Origin of the sequence: Gilliamella sp. B2824, assembly GCF_026536245.1 — a bacterium.
Classification (GTDB): domain Bacteria; phylum Pseudomonadota; class Gammaproteobacteria; order Enterobacterales; family Orbaceae; genus Gilliamella.
Window position 1 is genome coordinate 360,503 of record NZ_JAFNON010000001.1, and the last position, 21,846, is coordinate 382,348.

The 21,846-nt window shown below is 36.3% G+C and carries 18 protein-coding genes and 1 other RNA gene; 5 read left to right on the forward strand and 14 right to left on the reverse strand.

Annotated elements, in window-relative coordinates; translation table 11 throughout:
* Positions 1–24 precede the first annotated feature (24 nt).
* The 4 genes from purD to J3U56_RS01670 all read left to right on the forward strand — a co-directional run bounded on the left by purD (position 25) and on the right by J3U56_RS01670 (position 5,334).
* A complete protein-coding gene (gene purD / locus J3U56_RS01655; RefSeq protein ID WP_267366440.1) occupies positions 25–1,317 on the forward strand; it encodes a phosphoribosylamine--glycine ligase in 1,293 nt (430 codons plus the stop codon).
* A 242-nt stretch (positions 1,318–1,559) separates the two neighbouring features.
* Positions 1,560–3,950 carry a ribonuclease R gene (gene rnr / locus J3U56_RS01660; RefSeq protein WP_267343543.1) on the forward strand — a complete coding sequence of 797 codons (2,391 nt, stop codon included), beginning with the start codon at positions 1,560–1,562 and terminating at the stop codon, positions 3,948–3,950.
* Positions 3,951–4,706: a 23S rRNA (guanosine(2251)-2'-O)-methyltransferase RlmB gene (gene rlmB / locus J3U56_RS01665; RefSeq protein WP_267366442.1), complete on the forward strand. Its 756-nt coding sequence runs from the start codon at positions 3,951–3,953 to the stop codon at positions 4,704–4,706.
* Between the two features lie 4 nt (positions 4,707–4,710).
* Positions 4,711–5,334, forward strand: coding sequence for a hypothetical protein (locus tag J3U56_RS01670; protein WP_267366444.1), 624 nt, complete (start codon positions 4,711–4,713; stop codon positions 5,332–5,334).
* 124 nt (positions 5,335–5,458) lie between these two features.
* Here the strand turns inward: J3U56_RS01670 and J3U56_RS01675 are convergent, their stop codons facing one another.
* From J3U56_RS01675 to J3U56_RS01740, 14 genes are all read right to left on the reverse strand, one after another.
* Positions 5,459–6,919 (reverse strand): catalase, encoded by a 1,461-nt coding sequence (locus tag J3U56_RS01675; RefSeq protein ID WP_267333352.1) that lies wholly within the window; start codon positions 6,917–6,919, stop codon positions 5,459–5,461.
* A gap of 234 nt (positions 6,920–7,153) precedes the next feature.
* A complete protein-coding gene (locus J3U56_RS01680; RefSeq protein ID WP_267343541.1) occupies positions 7,154–7,699 on the reverse strand; it encodes a 5-formyltetrahydrofolate cyclo-ligase in 546 nt (181 codons plus the stop codon).
* A 31-nt stretch (positions 7,700–7,730) separates the two neighbouring features.
* A non-coding RNA gene (gene ssrS, locus J3U56_RS01685) (6S RNA) lies at positions 7,731–7,911 on the reverse strand.
* A 65-nt stretch (positions 7,912–7,976) separates the two neighbouring features.
* Entirely contained in the window at positions 7,977–8,261 is a 285-nt protein-coding gene (gene zapA, locus J3U56_RS01690) for a cell division protein ZapA (protein ID WP_267333354.1), read from the reverse strand.
* Positions 8,262–8,268: 7 nt separating this feature from the next.
* Entirely contained in the window at positions 8,269–10,131 is a 1,863-nt protein-coding gene (gene dxs, locus J3U56_RS01695) for a 1-deoxy-D-xylulose-5-phosphate synthase (RefSeq protein WP_416379631.1), read from the reverse strand.
* 14 nt (positions 10,132–10,145) lie between these two features.
* Positions 10,146–11,018: a (2E,6E)-farnesyl diphosphate synthase gene (ispA, locus tag J3U56_RS01700; protein ID WP_267333356.1), complete on the reverse strand. Its 873-nt coding sequence runs from the start codon at positions 11,016–11,018 to the stop codon at positions 10,146–10,148.
* Entirely contained in the window at positions 11,008–11,253 is a 246-nt protein-coding gene (xseB, locus tag J3U56_RS01705) for an exodeoxyribonuclease VII small subunit (RefSeq protein ID WP_267333357.1), read from the reverse strand. Before xseB ends, ispA begins: the two co-directional genes overlap by 11 nt.
* Positions 11,254–11,404: 151 nt before the next feature.
* Positions 11,405–12,712, reverse strand: a complete 1,308-nt coding sequence (gene rmuC, locus J3U56_RS01710; protein WP_416379640.1) for a DNA recombination protein RmuC — start codon at positions 12,710–12,712, stop codon at positions 11,405–11,407.
* A gap of 45 nt (positions 12,713–12,757) precedes the next feature.
* Positions 12,758–13,732 carry an elongation factor P--(R)-beta-lysine ligase gene (gene epmA, locus J3U56_RS01715; protein WP_267366446.1) on the reverse strand — a complete coding sequence of 325 codons (975 nt, stop codon included), beginning with the start codon at positions 13,730–13,732 and terminating at the stop codon, positions 12,758–12,760.
* Positions 13,733–13,799: 67 nt separating this feature from the next.
* Entirely contained in the window at positions 13,800–16,157 is a 2,358-nt protein-coding gene (gene mdoH, locus J3U56_RS01720) for a glucans biosynthesis glucosyltransferase MdoH (protein WP_267366448.1), read from the reverse strand.
* Positions 16,158–16,180: 23 nt separating this feature from the next.
* Positions 16,181–17,692, reverse strand: coding sequence for a glucan biosynthesis protein G (locus J3U56_RS01725; protein ID WP_416380247.1), 1,512 nt, complete (start codon positions 17,690–17,692; stop codon positions 16,181–16,183).
* Positions 17,693–17,761: 69 nt separating this feature from the next.
* A complete protein-coding gene (locus tag J3U56_RS01730) occupies positions 17,762–18,427 on the reverse strand; it encodes a hypothetical protein (protein WP_267366452.1) in 666 nt (221 codons plus the stop codon).
* A gap of 149 nt (positions 18,428–18,576) precedes the next feature.
* A complete protein-coding gene (locus J3U56_RS01735; protein WP_267333363.1) occupies positions 18,577–18,813 on the reverse strand; it encodes a YecH family metal-binding protein in 237 nt (78 codons plus the stop codon).
* 190 nt (positions 18,814–19,003) lie between these two features.
* Entirely contained in the window at positions 19,004–20,944 is a 1,941-nt protein-coding gene (locus tag J3U56_RS01740) for an exoribonuclease II (protein ID WP_267366454.1), read from the reverse strand.
* Positions 20,945–21,080: 136 nt separating this feature from the next.
* Between J3U56_RS01740 and J3U56_RS01745 the strand changes: the two genes are divergently transcribed.
* A complete protein-coding gene (locus J3U56_RS01745) occupies positions 21,081–21,824 on the forward strand; it encodes an alpha/beta fold hydrolase (protein WP_267343534.1) in 744 nt (247 codons plus the stop codon).
* Positions 21,825–21,846: the final 22 nt, after the last annotated feature.

The following is a 21,846-nucleotide window of genomic DNA, read 5'->3' on the forward strand; positions in this document are numbered from 1 at the left end:
CTTAAAGTTTTTAAAGGATCTTTTATGAAAGTTTTAGTCATTGGTAATGGTGGGCGTGAACATGCTCTAGCTTGGAAAGTAGCACAATCACCATTAGTTTCAAAAGTCTTTGTTGCACCCGGCAATGCAGGCACTGCGCTTGAACCGAATTTAGAAAATATTAACATTAAAGCAACGGACGTTGGGGGATTGTTAAATTTTGCACAGCAAGAACACATCGATTTAACCATTGTCGGACCTGAAGCCCCATTAGTGATAGGTGTGGTAGATAGCTTTCAAAAAGCAGGTTTAAAAATTTTTGGTCCGACAAAATCTGCCGCACAATTAGAAGGATCTAAAGCATTTACTAAAGATTTTCTAGCCAGACATCATATACCTACTGCAGAGTATCAAAATTTTACCGAAGTTACTCCGGCCATTGAATATATTCGTCAAAAAGGCGCGCCAATTGTTATTAAAGCCGATGGACTTGCGGCAGGTAAAGGGGTGATTGTTGCAATGACAATAAAAGAAGCTGAAGATGCGGTGCGCGATATGCTAGCGGGAAATGCCTTTGGTGATGCCGGGCACCGAGTTGTCATTGAAGAGTTTTTAGAAGGTGAAGAGGCCAGCTTTATTGTCATGGTTGATGGTAAAAATGTTGAACCTATGGCAACGAGCCAAGATCATAAACGTGTTGGGGATGGTGATGTTGGTTTAAATACTGGTGGTATGGGCGCTTATTCGCCCGCCCCTGTTGTTACTGATGAAGTTTTCAGCCGAGTGATGGATCAAATTATTTACCCGACAATCAATGGTATGGCTGAGGAAGGTAATGTTTATGTTGGCTTTTTATATGCTGGGTTAATGATTGACAAAGAAGGCAACCCTAAAGTCATTGAATTTAATTGTCGATTTGGTGATCCTGAAACGCAACCTATTATGATGCGACTGCAATCTGATTTAGTGGAACTTTGCCTTGCAGCTGTCGAGGGTAAATTAGATACCGTCAAATCGAAATGGGATCCAAGACCAGCATTGGGGGTAGTATTAGCCGCCGGTGGTTATCCTGGTGAATATAATACCCAAGATGTCATTCTTGGTTTACCGACAGAATCAACTCAAGATTGTAAAATATTTCACGCTGGCACCAGTTTAGAAAAAGGACGAGTTTATACCAATGGTGGTCGAGTGCTTTGCGTAACAGCTTTAGGTAATACTGTGCTTGAAGCGCAGAAGCGCGCTTATGAACAAATTAAAGATATTTATTGGCATGGTTGTTTTTATCGTAAAGATATTGGTTATCGGGCAATTGAACGAGAAAAGCTTAACCAATAAATGACACTATACAATGATGGCGCTAATAACAGCGCCATATTTTTAATGTAGGCAAAATAAAAAAACATACTAAAAAAATCATAGTAATAACTTTAAAAAAATCAAATAAAATCAATAGAAACACTTCTATTTTTATTCAGTGAGGTAGGTAAAGATTATTCTTGCCTGATCAATAATGTTCATTTTAAGTTATACCACTCTATGTTATGCTAACAGCAATATTAGATCACCGGATATCCCTTATGATAAAAGATCCCTTCTTTGATCGAGAAGCAGAAAAATATGAATCTCCCATAGCGAGCCGCGAACTTATTTTAGATTATTTAACTAAAGAAGCCAAACCCGCAAGTTTAGAGAAAATTGCGCAGGCTGTTGCAATTAAAAACGAAGAGCAAAAAGTCGCGTTACATCGTCGTTTGCGCGCAATGGAGCGTGATGGACAAGTTGTCTTTACGCGCCGTAAATGCTACGCCTTGCCAGAAAAATTTGCGATGGTTAAAGGCAGTGTCATTGCGCATCGTGATGGGTTTGGTTTTTTGCGTGTAGAAGGTCAGCCTGAGGATTATTTTTTATCGCCGGATCAGATGAAAAAGGTACTGCAAGGTGATGTTATTTTAGCTCAACCTATGGGTAATCAATATCGTGGAAAAACAGAAGCGCGTGTTGTTCGTATTTTAGAACCTCGTAGTAACCAAATTGTCGGACGTTATTTTATTGAACAAGGTGTTGGGTTTGTAGTACCGGATGATAGCCGTTTAAACTTCGATATTTTAATTGCAGGCAAACCTAATCTCACTGTGCGTATGGGCGCAGTGGTGGTGGTTGAGTTGCAAAAACGCCCTGAACGCCGCCAAAAAGCAGTCGGTATTATTAAAGAGGTTCTTGGTGAAATCATGGGGACCAATCTGGCTATCGACATCGCACTACGTAATCATGAAATTCCTTATGAATTACCAAAACCTGTCGAAAAAGAAGTGAGCAAATTTAGCGATCACGTTCCTGAAAGTGCGAAAAAAGGTCGAAAAGACTTACGAGAGCTTCCTTTAGTGACTATCGATGGTGAAGATGCTCGTGATTTTGACGATGCGGTGTATTGTCAAAAAAATCGAGGTGGAGGCTATCGATTATGGGTCGCCATTGCAGATGTTAGTTACTATGTTCGTCCCGGTAAACCACTTGATAAAGAAGCGTGTTTACGTGGTACCTCGGTTTATTTTCCGTCACGTGTTGTGCCAATGTTACCTGAAGCGTTATCTAACGGACTTTGCTCACTTAATCCACAAGTTGATCGGTTATGTTTAGTTTGTGAAATGACGGTATCGAACAAAGGTCGATTAACAAGTTATCAATTTTATGAAGCGGTGATGAATTCGCATGCTCGGCTAACCTATACTAAAGTGGCTAAAATTTTAGAAGGTGATCGCGAGTTACAAGAACATTATCATGATTTAGTCCCTCATCTGGAAAATCTTTACGGGTTATATAATGTGCTCGATAATTCAAGAGTCTTACGTGGTGCGATAGGTTTTGAGTCAGAAGAGCCAAAATTTATTTTTAATGCCGATAAACGTATTGAAAGTATTGAGCTCGTGCAGCGCAATGTTGCCCATAAAATTATTGAAGAGTGCATGATTTTAGCTAATGTAGCAGCGGCCAAATTGGTTATTAAGGCAAACGTGCCTTCACTGTTTCGTGTCCATGATAAACCCGATGAAGATCGCATGAATAATTTGCGAAGTATTTTAAGCGAATTAGGCGTATCACTGGGTGGCGGAACCAATCCTAAATCTAAAGATATTGCCCAATTGATGTTAGCAATTGAAGAACGTCCTGATCATGAAATGCTACAAACGGTGATACTTCGTTCCATGAAGCAGGCTATCTATGATCCCGAAAATCGAGGTCATTTTGGCTTAGCATTAGATGAATATGCGCATTTTACTTCGCCAATTCGTCGCTATCCTGATTTATTATTGCACCGCACGATTAAATGGATTTTAGCCAATGAGCATGATAAAACCAGTAAAACTGGTGGGCACCGATATACTATGAATGAAATGCTCTATTTTGGCGAACATTGCTCCATGACTGAACGGCGAGCTGATGAAGCAGTACGCGATGTTGTTGATTGGCTTAAATGCGATTATATGCAAGATCATGTTGGTGAAGTATTTAATGGCACGATTTCAAGTGTGGTTAATTTTGGCTTTTTTGTTCGTTTAGATGATCTGTTTATTGATGGTTTGGTTCATGTATCCTCGCTAGAAAACGATTATTATATTTTTGATCCATCACGTAATCGTTTAATTGGTGAAAATACTCGTTACAGTTATCGTCTGGGCGATAAAGTTCAAGTTAAAGTCGATAATGTCAATCCAGAAGAGCGTAAAATTGATTTTTCATTGGTAGGCAGCAATAATAAACCAATGCGTCAAGGTAAAACAGCGAAGACTAAATCGAAACAAGAACAGAAAAAGCCAAAAATTGATCGACCTGTTAAGCGCAAAAGTACAAAATCCACCAGTAAAAATAGTGAAAAATCTCAAAGTAAAATTGAAAGTAAACCTAAAAATAAAAACAGTAAACGAGCAAAGTCAAAAACCAGTAATAAACGAAAAAAGAGTAGCAAATAGATGAGTGAAACAGTTTATGGCATTCATGCCATTGAAGCACTGCTTACCCGTGCGCCGGAAAGAATTATTGAAGTATTTATTATCAAAGGTCGAGAAGATAAACGCCTTATTTCACTGGTTCATCAGCTTGAACAGTTAGCTTTACCGGTGAAAATAACTAACCGTCAATGGCTTGATGAAAAATCTAAGAACGGTGTCCATCAAGGTATTTTAGCTATGGTAAAACCTTGTCGAAGTTATCAAGAAAACGATATTCCATTGTTGATGGAACAAGAATTGAATCCTGTTATATTGATTTTAGATGGTGTCACTGATCCGCATAATTTAGGCGCCTGTATACGAACGGCTGATGCTGCTGGCGTTAATTTTATTATTGTGCCTAAAGATCGCTCCGCTTCGCTAAACTCTACAGCACAAAAAGTTGCTTGTGGTGCGGCTGAAAGTGTGCCGGTGGTTAGGGTGACCAATTTAGCGCGTACAATGCGTATGTTGCAAGATGAATATCAAGTTTGGATTGTGGGTACTGCTGGTGAAGCAGATAAAACACTTTATCAAACCAATTTTTTTACTAAACCCACCTCTCTTGCTTTAGTCATGGGCGCAGAAGGAGAAGGCATGCGTCGATTGACGAAAGAACATTGTGACGAACTTGTGAGTATACCGATGGCAGGAATTGTCTCATCGCTAAATGTATCGGTCGCTACTGGCGTTTGTCTGTTCGAAATTGTTCGGCAAAAAGAACAATCACAAGGATGACAATATGTTAGGATTGTTAAAAAAACTCTTGCCCAAAAAACAGCAAAAATCGCTGTCTGAGCGGGATCTTAATGGACGTAACAGAGTTGGTTACCCAACTCTGCAAATTTCACATGAAATTGATAAGCTAGTTAAAACACAGTACCGTCGAATAAAACCGATTGTAAACATGTACAAAGATACGCTGTTTTTTAAATGGGGTCCAAGTGTTATCAATAAAGCGCTAACTGACGAGCAGATAGCAAGTTTATCGGGGCGTAATGTCCAAATGGTCTATTTGCTACTGTTTCGTGACATGCTAAGACACATTTCTGATTATGTGCAAATGAAAAATGTCGTAGAAAATTGGCCAGATATCTTCGCCCAGCAAGTCCTTGATAATTGTAAAATGCTGAGTGATGAAGATGATAATGATATTGCTAAAAAACAACAGCTATTTGCCAATACGCAGCGTTATACTATTGAGATTCCAATCGATGATAAACATTTAGACAATACCGACAAACCCGATTGGACAGTACCACTTGCCGAATTGATTATGGTTTCACCTGATATGATATATAAATGCCATCGACCATTAATGTCGATTATCTTAAAAAAATTAACTAAAAAAAATAAAGCTAAATAATTTTAATCAAGTTAATTCATTTTTTTATAGATATTTGTAACAACGTTTATTATTCAATAATGTTCATGTTATCTGAAAAATAAAAAAGCCGACGTTATTACGTCGGCTTTTCTTGTTTATGAAGTTAATCTTTGATTAAATTAACATCAATACCGAGACCTTTAGCGACACCTTGCCCATAATCGGGATGAACTTTGTAAAAATGTTTTAATTGACGAATTTGTATATTGCGATCAACATTTTTCATCGACCCAACAATATTATCAATTAATAACTGTTTTTGATCTGGTTTCATTAAATTGAATAATGCTCTTGGTTGTGAATAATAATCACCATCAACACGATGATCATGCTTATCCATTGTGCCTGCCGGGACATGCATAGGCGGGTAGGCATATTGTGGTTGCTCTTTAGGTGCACTATCAACGCTATTCGGTTCATAGTTCGGCGCATTATCTGGGCTGTGAAAACGCATTGCGCCATCACGCTGATAATTATGTACCGGACATTTTGGTGCATTTATAGGTAATTGTTGATAATTCGTACCAATTCGATAACGGTGAGCATCGGCATAAGCAAAAACTCGACCTTGTAACATTTTATCCGGAGATAAACCTATTCCTGGTACTATATTACTTGGTTCAAAAGCGGCTTGTTCGACTTCAGCAAAATAATTTTCAGGGTTTCGATTCAGTTCCATTACACCGACTTCGATTAATGGATACTGTTTTTGTGACCAAACTTTAGTCACATCAAAAGGGTTTTCTGGATGTTGATCGGCTTGTTCTTCAGTCATCACTTGCATATAAAGCCGCCATTTTGGATAGTCGCCATTTTCAATCGCCTTGAATAGATCTTCTTGAGCTGAATCAGGATTAGTTCCGTCCATTTCTGAGGCTTTTTTAGGATCAATATTTTTAATTCCTTGTTCAGTTCTGAAATGCCACTTCACCCAAGTTCTTACCCCATCTTTATTGATAAGGCTATAAGTATGACTACCATACCCATGCATATGGCGGTAACCATCAGGAATTCCTCTATCAGAAAATAAAATGGTCACTTGATGAAGTGATTCTGGTGATAAGGACCAAAAATCCCACATCATTTGCGGATCTTTTAGGTTTGTTTTGGGATCACGTTTTTGGGTATGAATAAAATCCGGGAATTTAATTGCATCACGAATAAAAAATACTGGTGTATTGTTGCCAACAATATCCCAGTTACCCTGATCTGTGTAAAATTTTACTGAAAAACCACGTGGATCGCGGGCTGTATCAGAAGAACCACGTTCACCGCCTACGGTTGAAAATCGCACAAAAACAGGTGTTTGTTTTCCAACATTAGCAAATATACTGGCAAATGAATATTTTGTTATATCATTTGTTACTGTAAAAGTACCGTGTGCTCCCGATCCTTTGGCGTGGACTCGACGCTCAGGAATATTTTCGCGATTGAATTGGGCTAGTTTTTCGATAAGTTGGTAATCATCGAGTAATACAGGGCCTCGAGGACCAGCAGTGCGAGAATTTTGATTATCGGCAATTGGTGCGCCGTTGTTGGTGGTTAATACTTTATTTTCTGACATTGCAATACTCCTTTTTAAATATTTATAACGTGCTTTCAAGAATATTTATCTCCATTTGGAATTAAATATTGGCTCAAAAGACAAAAGAATAGGGCGGTAGTGCATGATAAAAAGTTAACGCTAAATTATTATATAGCTAAATTTGGTTTTTATCATAGATAAATAAAATAAATTGATGTTTTTTTGGGTAATAATGCGAATGATTCGTATTTATCCTTTGGGCTTGGTTATCAGTTAAGCATAAATAATTTCTGGCAATCGAACATCCCAAGGTTGATTATTGATTTTTTCGACTTTTTGACAAGCAAAAGCGAGTCCAATAGGTTTAATATTGTATATTGGATAGTTTTCAAGTAGCCTATCATAATAGCCACCGCCCATTCCCATTCGGTATCCTCGTTCATCAAATGCAACCAATGGCGTAAAGATAATATCAAGTTTTTGATACGGTATGACAGTTGAAACGTTTAAAGCCGGTTGTAAAATACCAAACCGATTTTTTAATAAAGGCGTATTTGGGGTGTAGTGTAAAAACAATAAATGTGTTTTCACAAATGGATGAATAATGGGTAAATAAACAGATTTATTTTGTTGCCAGAGGTATTCGATTATTGGTAGCGTATCGATTTCTCCATCAAATGGTAGAAATATCGCTATATTTTGAGCTGAATTAACATCGGCATGATGGGTAATTTTATGATAAATATTTTGCTGGGCAACTTGGCGTTCATGGTGGGATAATTGCCGTCTTTTTTGACGGATAATCTGTCTAATGTTCATCAATTACCACTACAAAGTCAAAACAATGAAAGGCACTCCAAGATGTCGTTAGGGTCGTAACCCTTGAACCCAAGGTTCAAGGTGAACAGCATGTTCCAATTTTTAGGTTTCCTTATCAATAAGGCATACACACCAATTGAAAATCACACCGTTCTAAAGTAAAGAATATCGGCTCAGGGGACTAACCCATATCGCGAACATCTCAGAGATGGGTATAATATTACTAAAATTAACAAATGATACAAGATCGTTTTGATTAAATTTACAATTAAAACCATTAATTGTTGCCATTTAAAGCTGAATCAAGTAATTGTTGTAACATTTTTAATCTATCACTGAATTCATTACTTTTTTCTTTTTCTTTTGTTAGTTCGTAAGAAATATTCAGTGCTGCGGTCATAATGAGTTGTTCACTACTTATTTGTGATGACTTTTCACGTAAATTATTTAAGCGCGCATCTAAGTCTTTTGCGGCATTAGCGAGTGCGTCAACTTCATCAACCGGACAATTAAATTTTAAAGTACGTCCAAAAATTTGAATAGTGACAGCTTTAGTTTCCATATTTAACCTATTGTTTTATAAAATTATTAATTTTTTTGATAATATGTTCACAGTTTAAACCCAGTTCATTGCGAACCTCAGTTTGTGATCCTTGCGCAATAAACTTATCAGGTAACCCAATATTTAAAATATCACATTTTATTTTTTTCGATAATAAAAATTCACAGACGCCACTACCAGCTCCGCCTTTGATACTGTTTTCTTCAACGGTGACCAGTATATTATGTGTTTGGCTAATGTGCAAAAGGACTTTTTCATCCAATGGCTTTACAAAGCGCATATCTATGACTGTAGCATTAATTTGGTTGGCTGCCTGTAAAACTTCAGGCAGTAATGTGCCAAAATTGAGTAAAGCTATGTTTTGCCCTTCACGGCACAATTTTGACTGACCTAACGGTATTGTTTGTAACGGTTTTAATAAAGCACCAATACCTTCACCACGAGGATAACGCACAGCAGCAGGGCCATGATGTAAATAACCGGTATAGAGCATTTGCCGACATTCGTTTTCATCGCTTGGTGTCATAATAACAAAATTGGGTATACAGCGTAAAAAGCTTAGATCAAATGCACCTTGATGTGTTTCACCATCAGCGCCAACAATCCCAGCTCGATCAATAGCAAATAGTACGGGTAAATTTTGAATGGCAACATCATGAATAACTTGATCATAAGCGCGTTGTAAGAATGTTGAGTATATGGCAACTACAGGTTTAAAACCGCTAATTGCAAATCCTGTTGCCAGCGTGACAGCATGTTGTTCTGCAATGGCAACATCAAAAAACTGATCAGGGTATTGATCAGCAAATTTTGTCATGCCTGATCCTTCACCCATAGCTGGCGTTATTGCAACTAGCTGTTTATCATGCTTTGCCATTTCACATAACCAATCACCAAAGACTTGTGAATAAGTTGGGGCAACGTTGTTGGTTTTAGGCAAAGTGCCGTCAACTGGGTTAAATTTAGGGACGCCATGCCATAATGTTGGATCTTGTTCAGCTGGCGCATATCCTTTGCCTTTTTTGGTAATAATATGAAGTAGTTGTGGTCCTTTTAGTTGACGCACTTTTTGCAATGTGAGAACTAAATTTTCAACATCATGCCCATCAACGGGGCCTATATAATTAAAGCCAAGTTCTTCAAATAAAATAGCTGGCGTGACTAATCCTTTTAAATGTTCTTCCGTTTTTTTAAATAACTCTTTAAGTGGTGGAATATTGGCAAGTACTCGCTTACCACTTTCACGAAAAGAGGCATAAGCTTTACTTGATAAAATTTGGGTTAGATGTTGATTAAGCGCACCTGTATTTTCAGAAATTGACATGTCATTATCATTAACAATCACTAACATATCTGGCTTAATATGCCCGGCATGGTTCATGGCTTCAAACGCCATGCCTGCAGTTAATGCTCCATCACCAATAACTGCGGCAACTTTTTGCCCTGATTGTTTTTTTTGCTCGCTAATAGCTATTCCAAGCGCAACACTAATCGATGTAGATGAGTGACCGGTTGTTAATACGTCATATAGACTCTCCTCACGATGAGGAAATGGATGTAATCCATCTTTTTGTCGAATCGTGAGCATCTTATCACGGCGACCAGTTAAAATTTTATGTGGATAAGCTTGATGCCCAACATCCCATATAACCTTATCAAAGGGCGTATAATATACATAATGTAATGCAACAGTTAACTCAATAACACCTAATCCGGATGCAAGATGACCGCTCGATTTGCTAACGCTATCAAGTAAAAATTGTCTTAACTCGCGACAAATTTCGGGTAATTGAGACAAAGGATATCGTCTTAAATCTTCTGGCGAGTTGATGGTTTTTAGTAACGGATAATTATCCAAATTCATTGTCATCATTGAGCTATTGTTTAACTTTTACGATTAATAATAAAATCAGCCAGTTTTTGTAATGGTTGGCTATCATAAGGTATTTGGTTAAGACTATCGATAGCTTGGTCATACAACGTTTGGGTCATTTTTATTGCTGATTGTAGTCCAATTAAAGCGGGATACGTGCTCTTTTCTTGCGCGATATCTGAACCTTGAGGTTTGCCCATAATTGCTTGTTCACCGATTATATCTAAAATATCATCCTGAATTTGAAACGCTAACCCAATTGCTTGAGCATAACTGTCTAACATGGCATAGTAAGGTTTACTGTCTTCTCCACATGCCAACGCACCAAGTCGGACGGCTGCTTTGATTAGTGCACCAGTTTTATAATTGTGTATTTGTTGTAAATGCTCAAGTGTTACCGTTTGATGTTCAGCTTGTAAATCCAGTGACTGTCCAATGCACATGCCATTTAATCCGCTAGCTTTGGCTAATTCAGCAATCATTGAAATTTTAGTTTGGTCATTAATGTGTTGGCTTTCAGAGAGTATAGTGAATGCTAACGTTTGTAAGGCATCGCCGGCTAATATTGCCTGCGCTTGCCCAAATTTTATGTGACAAGTTGGTTTGCCTCGACGTAAATCATCATTATCCATAGCGGGTAAATCGTCATGGATTAACGAATAGGTATGTATTGCTTCAATGGCTGCCGCCGCATCATCAAGCTTAGCGAGTGAACAACTAAACATCTGTCCTGTTAAATAAACTAGAATAGGCCTAATTCGCTTACCCCCTGCTAACAAGCTATAACGCATTGCTTGTTGTAATTCGGAACAAGGAAACTGCGAAATGTAGGCTGCTAAAAACGAATTAATCCGTTCTTGTAATACATTAAGATTATTCATCATGATTAATTGAGAATTCAGACAACTGCGCATCACTATTTTCAGCTAATAATATCTGAATACGTTGCTCTGCTTGTTGTAATTGTTTTTGCCCCGTTCGGGCTAATTTAACCCCTTTTTCAAACTCATTTAATGCTTCATCTAATGGTAAATCACCATTTTCCAGTTGTGAAACAATCGCTTCAAGTTGCTTAAGTGTTTGTTCAAAACTTGGTTCTGTCACTGGTTTTTTTGCCATATGCGCTTCCTTTTTTGCGTAAATGAGTGTACACATAATTTCAATAAGGATAAATAAGGTTATTTTTATGCTGAAATATGTGTTTCCTCTGAAAATTTAATAACATAATAACTCATGGTATTTACAATTTAAGATTATTTGACAATAACAGTTAATCTTCGTTTTCACTATCTACTTCATCTTTCGATATTAAAGCTAGATCAGGATTGATCGGTTTTTTAACTTCGATGCCCATTTCACGAAAACGTTCAATTTGTCCAATTATATTACCACGTCCTTTGGATAGTTTATTTAACGAATTTTGATAAGTTTGCTGAGCTTTATCAAGGCAATTTCCTAAGTTTTCCATATCTTCAATAAAACCACGAACTTTATCATATAATTTACTTGCTTTGTCGGCAATTAATTCAGCATTGCGGTTTTGGTATTCATAGCGCCATAAGTTATGAATCGTACGTAAAGCAACTAATAATGTGGTTGGACTGACTATCATAATATTATTTTTTAAAGCATCGTTAATCAACGCAGGATCATGATCAATGGCCGATAAAAACGCTGGCTCAACAGGAATAAACATTAAAATATAATCTAACGAATTAATTCCATTAAGTTTATGGTAATCTTTTTGGCTTAGTTGTTTTAGGTGATTACGTACAGCGGCTAAATGTTCAGCCATTGATTTACTTTTAATCGTATCATCATCGCTATTGAAATAACGTTCATAAGCAACGAGTGTTACTTTCGAGTCAATGACCACATCTCCACCTTGTGGTAAGTGAACGATAACATCTGGTTGCAATCGCAGATTGTTTTCATTGGTCAAATTAACTTGTGTATCATATTCATAACCTTCTCTTAGCCCTGAATTATCAAGTATTTGACTTAAAATAAATTCGCCCCAATTACCTTGGGTTTTATTATTACCTTTCAAAGCGTTAGTTAGGTTGTTGGCCTCTTTTGTCATCTGCTCATTAAGTTGTTGCAAATTACGGATTTCATGCGTCAAGGTATGGCGTTCTTTTGCCTCTTGACCAAAGCTATCTTGTACCTGCTTTTTAAATCCTTCTAATTGCTCTTTTAGCGGAGAAAGTAAATAATCAAGGCTTTGCTTATTTTGTTGTTCTATTCTTTTACCACTTTGCTCAAAAATTCGATTAGCTAAATTCTCAAACTGAGTTGTTAGTCGCTGCTCACTTTGCTCAAGTATTGATTGCTTTTCATAAGCTGAGCTTTTCGTTTCTTCCAAACGGGTTTTTAGCTCAGTAATAGTTGCATTTTGTGTCACATATTGTAGACGATATTGATTGAGTTCATTTTCTAATTGTTGTAACTTTTCAGTCAAAGATTGACTTTCATGATTTTTTTGCGACAGTTGCAATTCAAATAATTGATTTATATTATTTATAGTGAGTTTAGATTTAATCACTACAATTAATAATATCAATGCTATCACAGTCATGATGATAGCAACCCATTGAGTTAAACCTAAAGTTCCGAGCATGGTTTAAGCCCTATCAAAAGTGAACGATATAACGTCATCTAAGGTCGTTGAATTGAGGGCTAACATGATTAAACGATCTAAGCCTATAGCAACACCTGCACAATCCGGTAAACCTGACTCCATGGCGGCAAGTAATTCAATATCGATATTTTGTTGAGGTAGATTTTGTTTAGAGCGATCTAAATTATTTTGCTCAAAACGTTGTTTTTGCTCTTGTGAATTAGTTAACTCTTTAAAACCATTGGCAAGCTCAACCCCTTTATAATAAAACTCGAAACGGCCAGCTACACGATGATCTTCACTACTAATTGCAGCTAATGCGGCTTGGGATGCGGGAAAGTGATACACCGCAATCGGTTTTTCAAGTCCAATATGAGGTTCTACACCAAAAGTGAATAAGCATTGTAATAGCCCATCTTTGTCATAATCATCAACATTAATACCAATATCAAGTTGGTTAATGGCTTTTACTAATGTCGCGTGATCGGCTTCTAGTGGATCAATATTTAAATGACGTTGAAACGCCTTTTGGTACGAGACTCGTTCAGCCGGTTCACAGTCTAAAATAGTTTGTAATAGGTCGTCGACTTCATTAATCATTTGCATCATATCATACTGTATACGATACCATTCGAGCATGGTAAACTCTGGATTATGAAAACGACCAACTTCTTCATGATTACGAAAGCATTTGCATATTTGAAAAATTGGACCACTACCAGCGGCAAGTAGACGTTTCATATGATATTCAGGGCTGGTGATTAAAGACATCTTTCGTCCAAGTTGTTCGTCAAATTCACCTGGTTTAAAAAATGTTGTAGAAAATGAACTTAAATGTACATCTGTAACAGCATATTGGCTCAATGTCGGCGTTTCGACTTCTAATATACAGCGATCAGCAAAAAATTGTCGTACTTGTGAAATAATTTTCGCGCGCTTAAGTAAATTATTGATAGATGAGGAAGGTTGCCAAGTCATAAAAAAATATCCATGGATTTTGATTAGTTACTAAAAAAAGAAAATAGGGCTAATGCCCTATTTTTTATTACTGGCGTTCATTTTGCCACAAAGTGAATAAATTGTCGTATTTTTCTTGCTGTTGCCAAATATGACGATGAAGTGCAGAAAGAATAATTGGGTCTTCTAAAATTGCTAATTGTTGTTCTTTATTGATTTTTGCTAAATCAACCTGTTCAAATTGTTCAATCAGTTCACTACGTTTTTGCTGATTTTTTACATTAGATAAATGGCGCGATGTGGATAATGCACAAGCTAATGCATTATACAAAGGATCAACTAATGCCATTATAAAACCATGTTCAACAATATTTGCTTCAGTTTTAACCAAATACTCACCTGTAAGTGTTACCGCTCTTGCTGGGTGCGTTTCTTCAGGGGTTAAAAACAAACCTGCTTTTTGCGCTTTGATACCAATACTTGATAAGCCCGATACCCTAATGACCAGTGGTGAAATGGTTAACGGGATAAGTATGGCGATATACCATAATGTAAATTGCGGATTTAACCAGATAATAATACATAACCAAACTATGCCTAATAATGAAAGTGGCCAACAAAAATAGAACGATTCCCCCCAAGTTAAGGTATCATCGTTTCTGGAAGGTGATTTCCATTGTACTTTACTCCCTAACCAGGCTTTTATTACAAATTTACTGTGAAAGATCATCCGTATCGGCGCTAAAATCATTGACCATATCATTTCAATAAATATAGATAGTGTCAATTTAAAGATTCCACCTACCTCTTTAGCGCCTGTTTTAGCAATAATAATGCCGTAACTGAAAAATTTTGGCGCAAATAATAATACCATAGTGGTAGATAATAGTTGGATTGCTAAATTTTCATCCCATTTGGGCCAGGTAGGATAAAATTGATTTGGCTGGAAAAAATATTGCTGATCTGACAAATTAAAAACTAATAGCAGTAATGTTGAGAAGATCAAAAATATTAACCATAACAAAGATGAGATATATGCCATACCACTGGTTAAAAACATAACACGGTGGGTTAGCGTAATACCACTTTTAAAAATTAAGCGTAAATTGATTAAATTTCCCATACACCAGCGATTATCTCGTTTAAGATCTTCAATCATATTTCCAGGTAACTCTTCATAGCTACCATTCATATTATAAGCAATCCAAACACCATAACCGGCACGGCGCATTAAGGTTGCTTCAACAAGATCATGCGATAAAATATGTATTGGTCCTTTGCGTTTTTGTAGTGGCGATAAAATACAGTGCTCAATAAATGGCTTTAAGCGAATCATCGCATTATGTCCCCAGTATTGGGCTTCACTGAGTTGCCAAAAGTGGGTTCCTGAACAGAAAATATCACTATAAATTTGATTAGCAAATTGCTGAATTCGTCCGTAAAGGGTTTTCATTCTGACTGATTTAGGCGGAGATTGTAAAATACCTGCTTTAGGCGTCATCTCCATCATTGCAATCATATTCAGTATGCAATCACCTGTCATAATGCTATCAGCATCAAGAATTAGCATATATTCATATAAATGTCCCCAACGTCGGCAAAAATCATCAATATTGCCACTTTTGCGCTTAACACGACGCTTACGATGGCGGTAAAAAACATTACAACCATTATTCTGTTTTTGGGCATTAAAATCAGCCCAAGCTTTTAGTTCATTGACATAAAGATCAGGATCATTGGTATCACTTAAAATATAGAAATCACAGCAAGCTGCGTTTCCGGTCTCCACCAATGATTGATAAGTTGCTTGTAACCCAGCAAACACACGTGCGACATCTTCATTACAAATTGGCATAACAAGGGCTGTGCGATGTTTGGCATCAATATGTGCTGCAGCATCTTTTGGGATTTCAATGGTATAACGATCTTTCCCCATAATAGCTAAAATAAGCCCCATAATACTGGTCCAAAATCCAATTGAGATCCAGGCAAATAAAATTGCAAACAGAGCGATAATAAACCATTGTATAATATAAGGAATGATACTATATATTGCCAATTCAGGATTGATTGCCCAGTTGGCCATAAAATTAATTTTTTGCCAGCTTTGATAGGGTAATAGTGTTGATAGATAGCTGGTACCAAAATAGGTTTGAACCACAATAAGCGCAAGCATGATTAATCGTCGTATAAGAGCTAAGATATTCAAGCCGGACTTCATTTTGGCGTGATAACGCTTATTCCATATTTGTGGTTGAATCGAGACCCGTTCAACTTCCGGGTAACTTGGTTGCTGCTTTCTTTCATCGATATAAGTTGAGGTATCACCAATTTGGTTTAGGCGATATTTTAAAAACTCACTATCATCTGAAGGAATATCATTGTTTTTTAAATTCTGGTGCCAGTTAGCTGCACCAGAAAGAGTTGAAAAGTAATTGTTTTTCATATTATTGGCTTATTATTATAATTTTATTGTCCAGGATATTGACCGCTCCATGTTTCAGATAAAACTTCATTCGTTTTTTCTGATGCTAATTGGATGCGGATATCCGTTGGTTTTTTATTATCTTCAACATTAAATCGAACCAGCACTCGCCAACCTTTAATAACCGGATTGTACTGGACATCACTACTGACAATAGAACCATTATTGATGCTTGATATGACTTTCACCGGAACTTGTTCTGATAGTTGAGGTCCTGCAAAATCAATAACATATGCATTAGACCCATCAAGCTTACGAATTAAGTTAGCCTGTTTAATATCACCGAGTGATAATCGCGTGCTAATTGCTCTTGCTATATTATCTGGATAACGTTGTTGTTCATCCAATGTATAATGTAGGCGATATTTAAAACTAAGACTGTCACCAGCTTTGTATTGTTTTTCTGGCACCCAATAAGAGACAATATTATCGTTGGTTTCGTCTGCGGTCGGGATTTCAACTAATTCAACTCGTCCTTTGTGCCAGTCGTCCAAAATTTCTGTCCAAACACTCGGACGTTGTTCATAGTGATCATCAAGATCTTGATAATCATCAAAACCTTTATCTCGCTGAATTAACCCAAATCCTTTAGGATTATCTAAACTATATGATGAGAAAGATAAACGTTTTGGATTATTGAGTGGTCGCCAAATCCATTCGTTATTATTTGACAAAATTGATAATCCATTTGAATCATGCATTGCAGGACGATAATTAAGTAATGGGGAAGGTTGATTTGGTCCATATAAATACATGCTGGTTAATGGTGCGACACCGAGTTTTTTCACGCCATCTCGGAAGAATACTTTAGCTTCAACGGTAATTGTTGTATCGACACTCGGTACCAAAGTAAGTTTATATGCACCAGCTACACGTGGAGAGTCAAGAAGTGCATAAATCACTAAATGTTTTTGATTAGGCAGCGGCCTTTCAATCCAAAACTCTTTGAATCGAGGAAACTCTTCACCAGACATTTCACCCGTATCGATGGCTAACCCTCTTGCTGAAAGTCCATAACGTTGATCTTTACCTACCGCTCTAAAATAACTACCACCCAGTGCAGTGAAAATTTCGTCATCTGTTTTAGTCGGATTATTAATTGGATAATGGACTTTAAATCCAGCAAAACCAAGATGTTTTGTGTCTAACTTATCGAGATTAATTTTGCTTAAATCGAAGTAACTTGGATCAAATTTAATCTCGTTAACTTGGTTATTAACAATTTCATTGATTTTTACAGGCGTATCAAAATACATACCTTCATGATAAAACTCAAGTTTAAAACGGCTTTTTCGATCACTCCAGTAAGCTTTTTGGTGATTAAATTGAATTTTCTGATAATCAGCGAATTGTAACGATGATAGTTCGTTTGGAATATTTTTAGTTGGTTGTACATAAGCTTGTTTTGATAAATTTTCAGCTTGCGTCACCACATCATTAAACGAAAAAGCCCATGAAGAAAAACTGATACAAGAAGCCGACACTACGCAAAGCATCTTGCCAGTGAATGTTTTACTAAACTGACTAATTGGTAATAAATTGTGCATAAAAAACTCGCGTTAGGATTATCTAAAAATATTTATATAATTAATAATGTTGTCTTTTGGATCGTCTAAACATTTTTCAAGAAACTCACTTTTCATTTCTTGCAAAATACTTGGATTTTCATCAATTAAGAAGTGTGAATAATTATCTTTGATGATTTTAGCATGTAATGATGACATATCTTCTTCTGACATTTTGAATAAAGGTTGGAAGTAGTTAGAAACTTTCTGATTGTCATTGGTATAAACAGCAGCAAGAAAATCTGCTGAGAGGTTACAATAATTTTTTATATTAGCAGGTGTTGCTTTTATTTTGCTCAATTCAATTTTATGTTCGGTCAGGTTTTCTTCAAGAACTTTCTTAATCTGTTGATTATATTTTAATTTGTAATATTCAGTCAGGTAAAAATTCAGCACGCAAGATGATTGATTTTCATCATTTTGGCAACTTAATATGCCGGTTTTTTTAATGTAATTATCGAAGTTTTTTGTGCCAATAAGTTGCTGTAATTGTGTTTTTGCATTAACAACATATGGATTGTTTAATTCGGTTTGTTGTTTGATTAATGTTAACTCATCTGTTTCAATCGGCTGTTCTATTTTTTTCACCGGTGCAGCCGATCTATGTACACAACTGGCGACAAGAATAGGAACAATTGCGCAGATTAAAATGTTACTAATTTTCATATTAAATTCCATGAATATATTTTAGAGTTGTAATTTGAGGGCTGGCTATTAGTCTTTGCCCGAAATTATATACTCATATTCTATTAAATACACTATACGATTAATTTAAATTTATAACAGTCTCAAAACACGTAAACATATTTTGAAACTTAATGATGACAAATCTTTGTTTCATTGACCGTAAATTCAACATCAGTAACGGGTTTAAATTTACCTTTTAATTTTAAAAAGCAGATAAGTTGTGTTGAATCCATATCAGTTTGAGAGCAAGTGTGAAATTTAGCATGTTTTCCAAACTGTTTTTCGATAGCTTCCTTTAGAGATGATTCTGTATAGCTATTGCCAGCCATCATATGTAAGACTTCATGCCCATGAATTGATAACATAGTACCCTCTGCATCTTGCCTATTTAATTATAATAATTATTTTAATGAGTGAAGAAAGATATCAGATATTATCAAGAAAAAAAAGAGGTTAAGCGTTAAAATATCATTAATTATTAGTCAGTATTCCCCTGATTGATTTCAGGGGAAAAATGAGAAATTAATACCGCTTATCATGATAAAAAAATGTGCATTAGTGACTATCCGCTAATTTCACTATAATCGATTGATTTTCTTTTTTAACTTGATGGATAACAACCGAAATAGTATCGGTTAGTTTATAGCAAATTTCGTCTTTAATTTTGATAACGCCTTCTTCCGGAAGGGAGCAAATTTGCTCACGTACAGGATGAATCATTGACAGCGGTAAAAATGCAAAAGCGCCAATATCCGTTAAGCGTACCCGAGCACCGCCGCGATTAATATCAATAATTTCAGCGGTAAAACAATGGCTAATTTTATCCGATAAATATTGTGCATAAAGATTTTCAGCCATATCACGCTCGGCGAGGCGTAATGTTTTACGCTTTTCACTCATTATTTTAAGTAGCTCTATGTTAGGTGACGTTAATGGAAGCTGGCGTAGGTAAGCTTTAATTAAACGATGGTTTATCATATCGCCATATTTTCGAATTGGCGAAGTCCATGTTGCATAAGCGTTAAATCCGAGTCCAAAATGTGGTCTTGGCTCAAGGGAAAAATCGGCAGGACTTTGAAATTTTCGCAGGCGCGAGGCTAAAAAGGTATCGTTATTGATGATACGGCGCAGCTGGATATACCCCTCAAACGATAATAAAGCATCTTTATCAAATTGCGTTAAGCCATGTTCATTTAAGATCTTTAAAATTTGCTCCATAAATTTAGGGTCAAAACCCGCATGGACGTTAAAAATACCAAAACCAATTTTGTCAGTTAAGTGCATGGTTAAAGCTTGATTGGCTATTATCATCACTTCTTCAACGATTTGGTTAGCAATACCGCGTGTTTCTTTAATAATTGATTTTACTTGTCGGTTCTCATCGAGTATAAAACGATAGTCGGTTATATCTTTAAATACCAAAGCATGACTTTGTCGCCACGCTGTTCTTAGTGTTGCTAGACTAGCTAACCAATTAAGTTGCTCCGGTATCGTTAAATTATCAGATGATAGTAAACTGCCGTTTTCTAAAAAATCAGAAACATTATGGTAACAAAGTTTTGCTTTCGATTCGATAAATGCAGGAATAAATGCAATTGCATTGTCATCAATATTACCATTAGCATCGATTTTTACTTCACATACCATAGCTGGCCTTTTTTGATTGGCTTTTAGTGAGCAAAGCTCATCAGCAAGCTCTTTTGGCAGCATTGGGATATTGAAATCAGGCAAGTACGTTGTAAAGCTTCTTTGTTTAGCGATATCATCAAGTTCACTATTTTCGCTTACATAAGCGGTAGGGTCGGCAATAGCTACTTTGAGTAAATAATTACCGTGTGCATCTTTTTCAATCGATATGGCATCATCCATATCTTCAGTATCTTCACTATCGATAGTAAAAAAATCGATATAGGTTAAATCTTGACGATCGGTTAGCTCATTTTCTGTTATTGCCAATGTGTTAGCTGTTGGCGCTTTATCATCTAAATTATAGCGGGCTAATGTTTTTAACCAAGGAAGGTATTTAGAGTTATCTTCAGCAATAAAATGGGTAACTTCGGCAAAAAAGCTGTTTTTATCTTCTTGTAGTGGATGGGCAATCAGTGTTGCAGTTACCCAATCACCTTCTTTGATTTTTTCGGTAACGTGTTTATTGACTTTACAGCGAATAACAAGATTTTCTGGCATATTTTCAGCATGGATAATCATTGCGTTATCTTGAAAACCAATTTTTCCGATGAATTTTTGTAACGCACTTTCTATTAATATTTCTGGATCAAAAGACTCTTTATCATTATTGGCGATGATGGTTCCTGATACTTTATCGCCATGACACACCGTTTTCATTTTAGCAACAGGAATAAAATAACTTGTTTTATTATCAACATCTAAAAACCCAAATCCTTTTTCGTGGGCTCTTACAACACCTTCAACGCGCGGTGTTTGTTGATGAAGTTCTTGTTTTAATTGGGCTAATAGTGGGTTATTTTGAAACATATGCCTTAACATTATTTGAAAAAATTAGTCTGGGATTTTATCATAGTTATTGCAATTTTTGTTATTGAATTAATTAATCATCTTAATGAAATTAGGCTTATAATAGTTAAGTTTTGATATGAAGGATTACGTAAAAATGAATTTACACTATAAATTACAAGGTGAAGGACAACCAATAATTTTTTTACACGGTGTGTTTGGCAGTTTGGATAATTCAAATATGTTAGCTAAGCACTTTGTATCTGATTATCAGACCATTCAAGTTGATTTGCGTAATCACGGCCAATCGCCATGGTCAAATGAGATGAATTTAAATGTTATGGCAGAAGATATTGCAGCGCTTTGTCATCATTTGCAATTAGATCAAATCATCTTAATTGGTCATTCAATGGGGGGCAAGGTTGCGTTGCGACTAACCCAAATTATTTCTGAAAAAATCAAAAAAATTGTCGCCCTTGATATTGCGCCAGTTAAATACCCGACTACGGATAATGCGCAGGTTTTAGAGTCGTTAAGTACTTGCCTTGCTGAAAATCTTACCGATAAAAAACAGATTATTGACCTTATGCAAAGTCAAGGACTATCAGATGGAACAATCCAATTTTTGCTCAAATCTTTTAAAAATGGACATTGGTTATTTAATGCTAATGTGATTGTGAGTCAATATAGTCATTTACGTGATTGGCAACCTATTTCTCCTTGGTATAAGCCAACGTTTTTCGTGCGCGGTAGCAATTCCAATTATGTAATGCAACAATATTATGAAGCAATATTGCGTCAATTTCCCAATGCTGTGATAGAAACAATTGAAGGAGCAGGGCACAATGTTCATGCAGAAAAAACTCAGCAAGTTTTGCAACTTTTAAAACAGTGGCTTTAAGATAACTTATCCATTGGCCAAT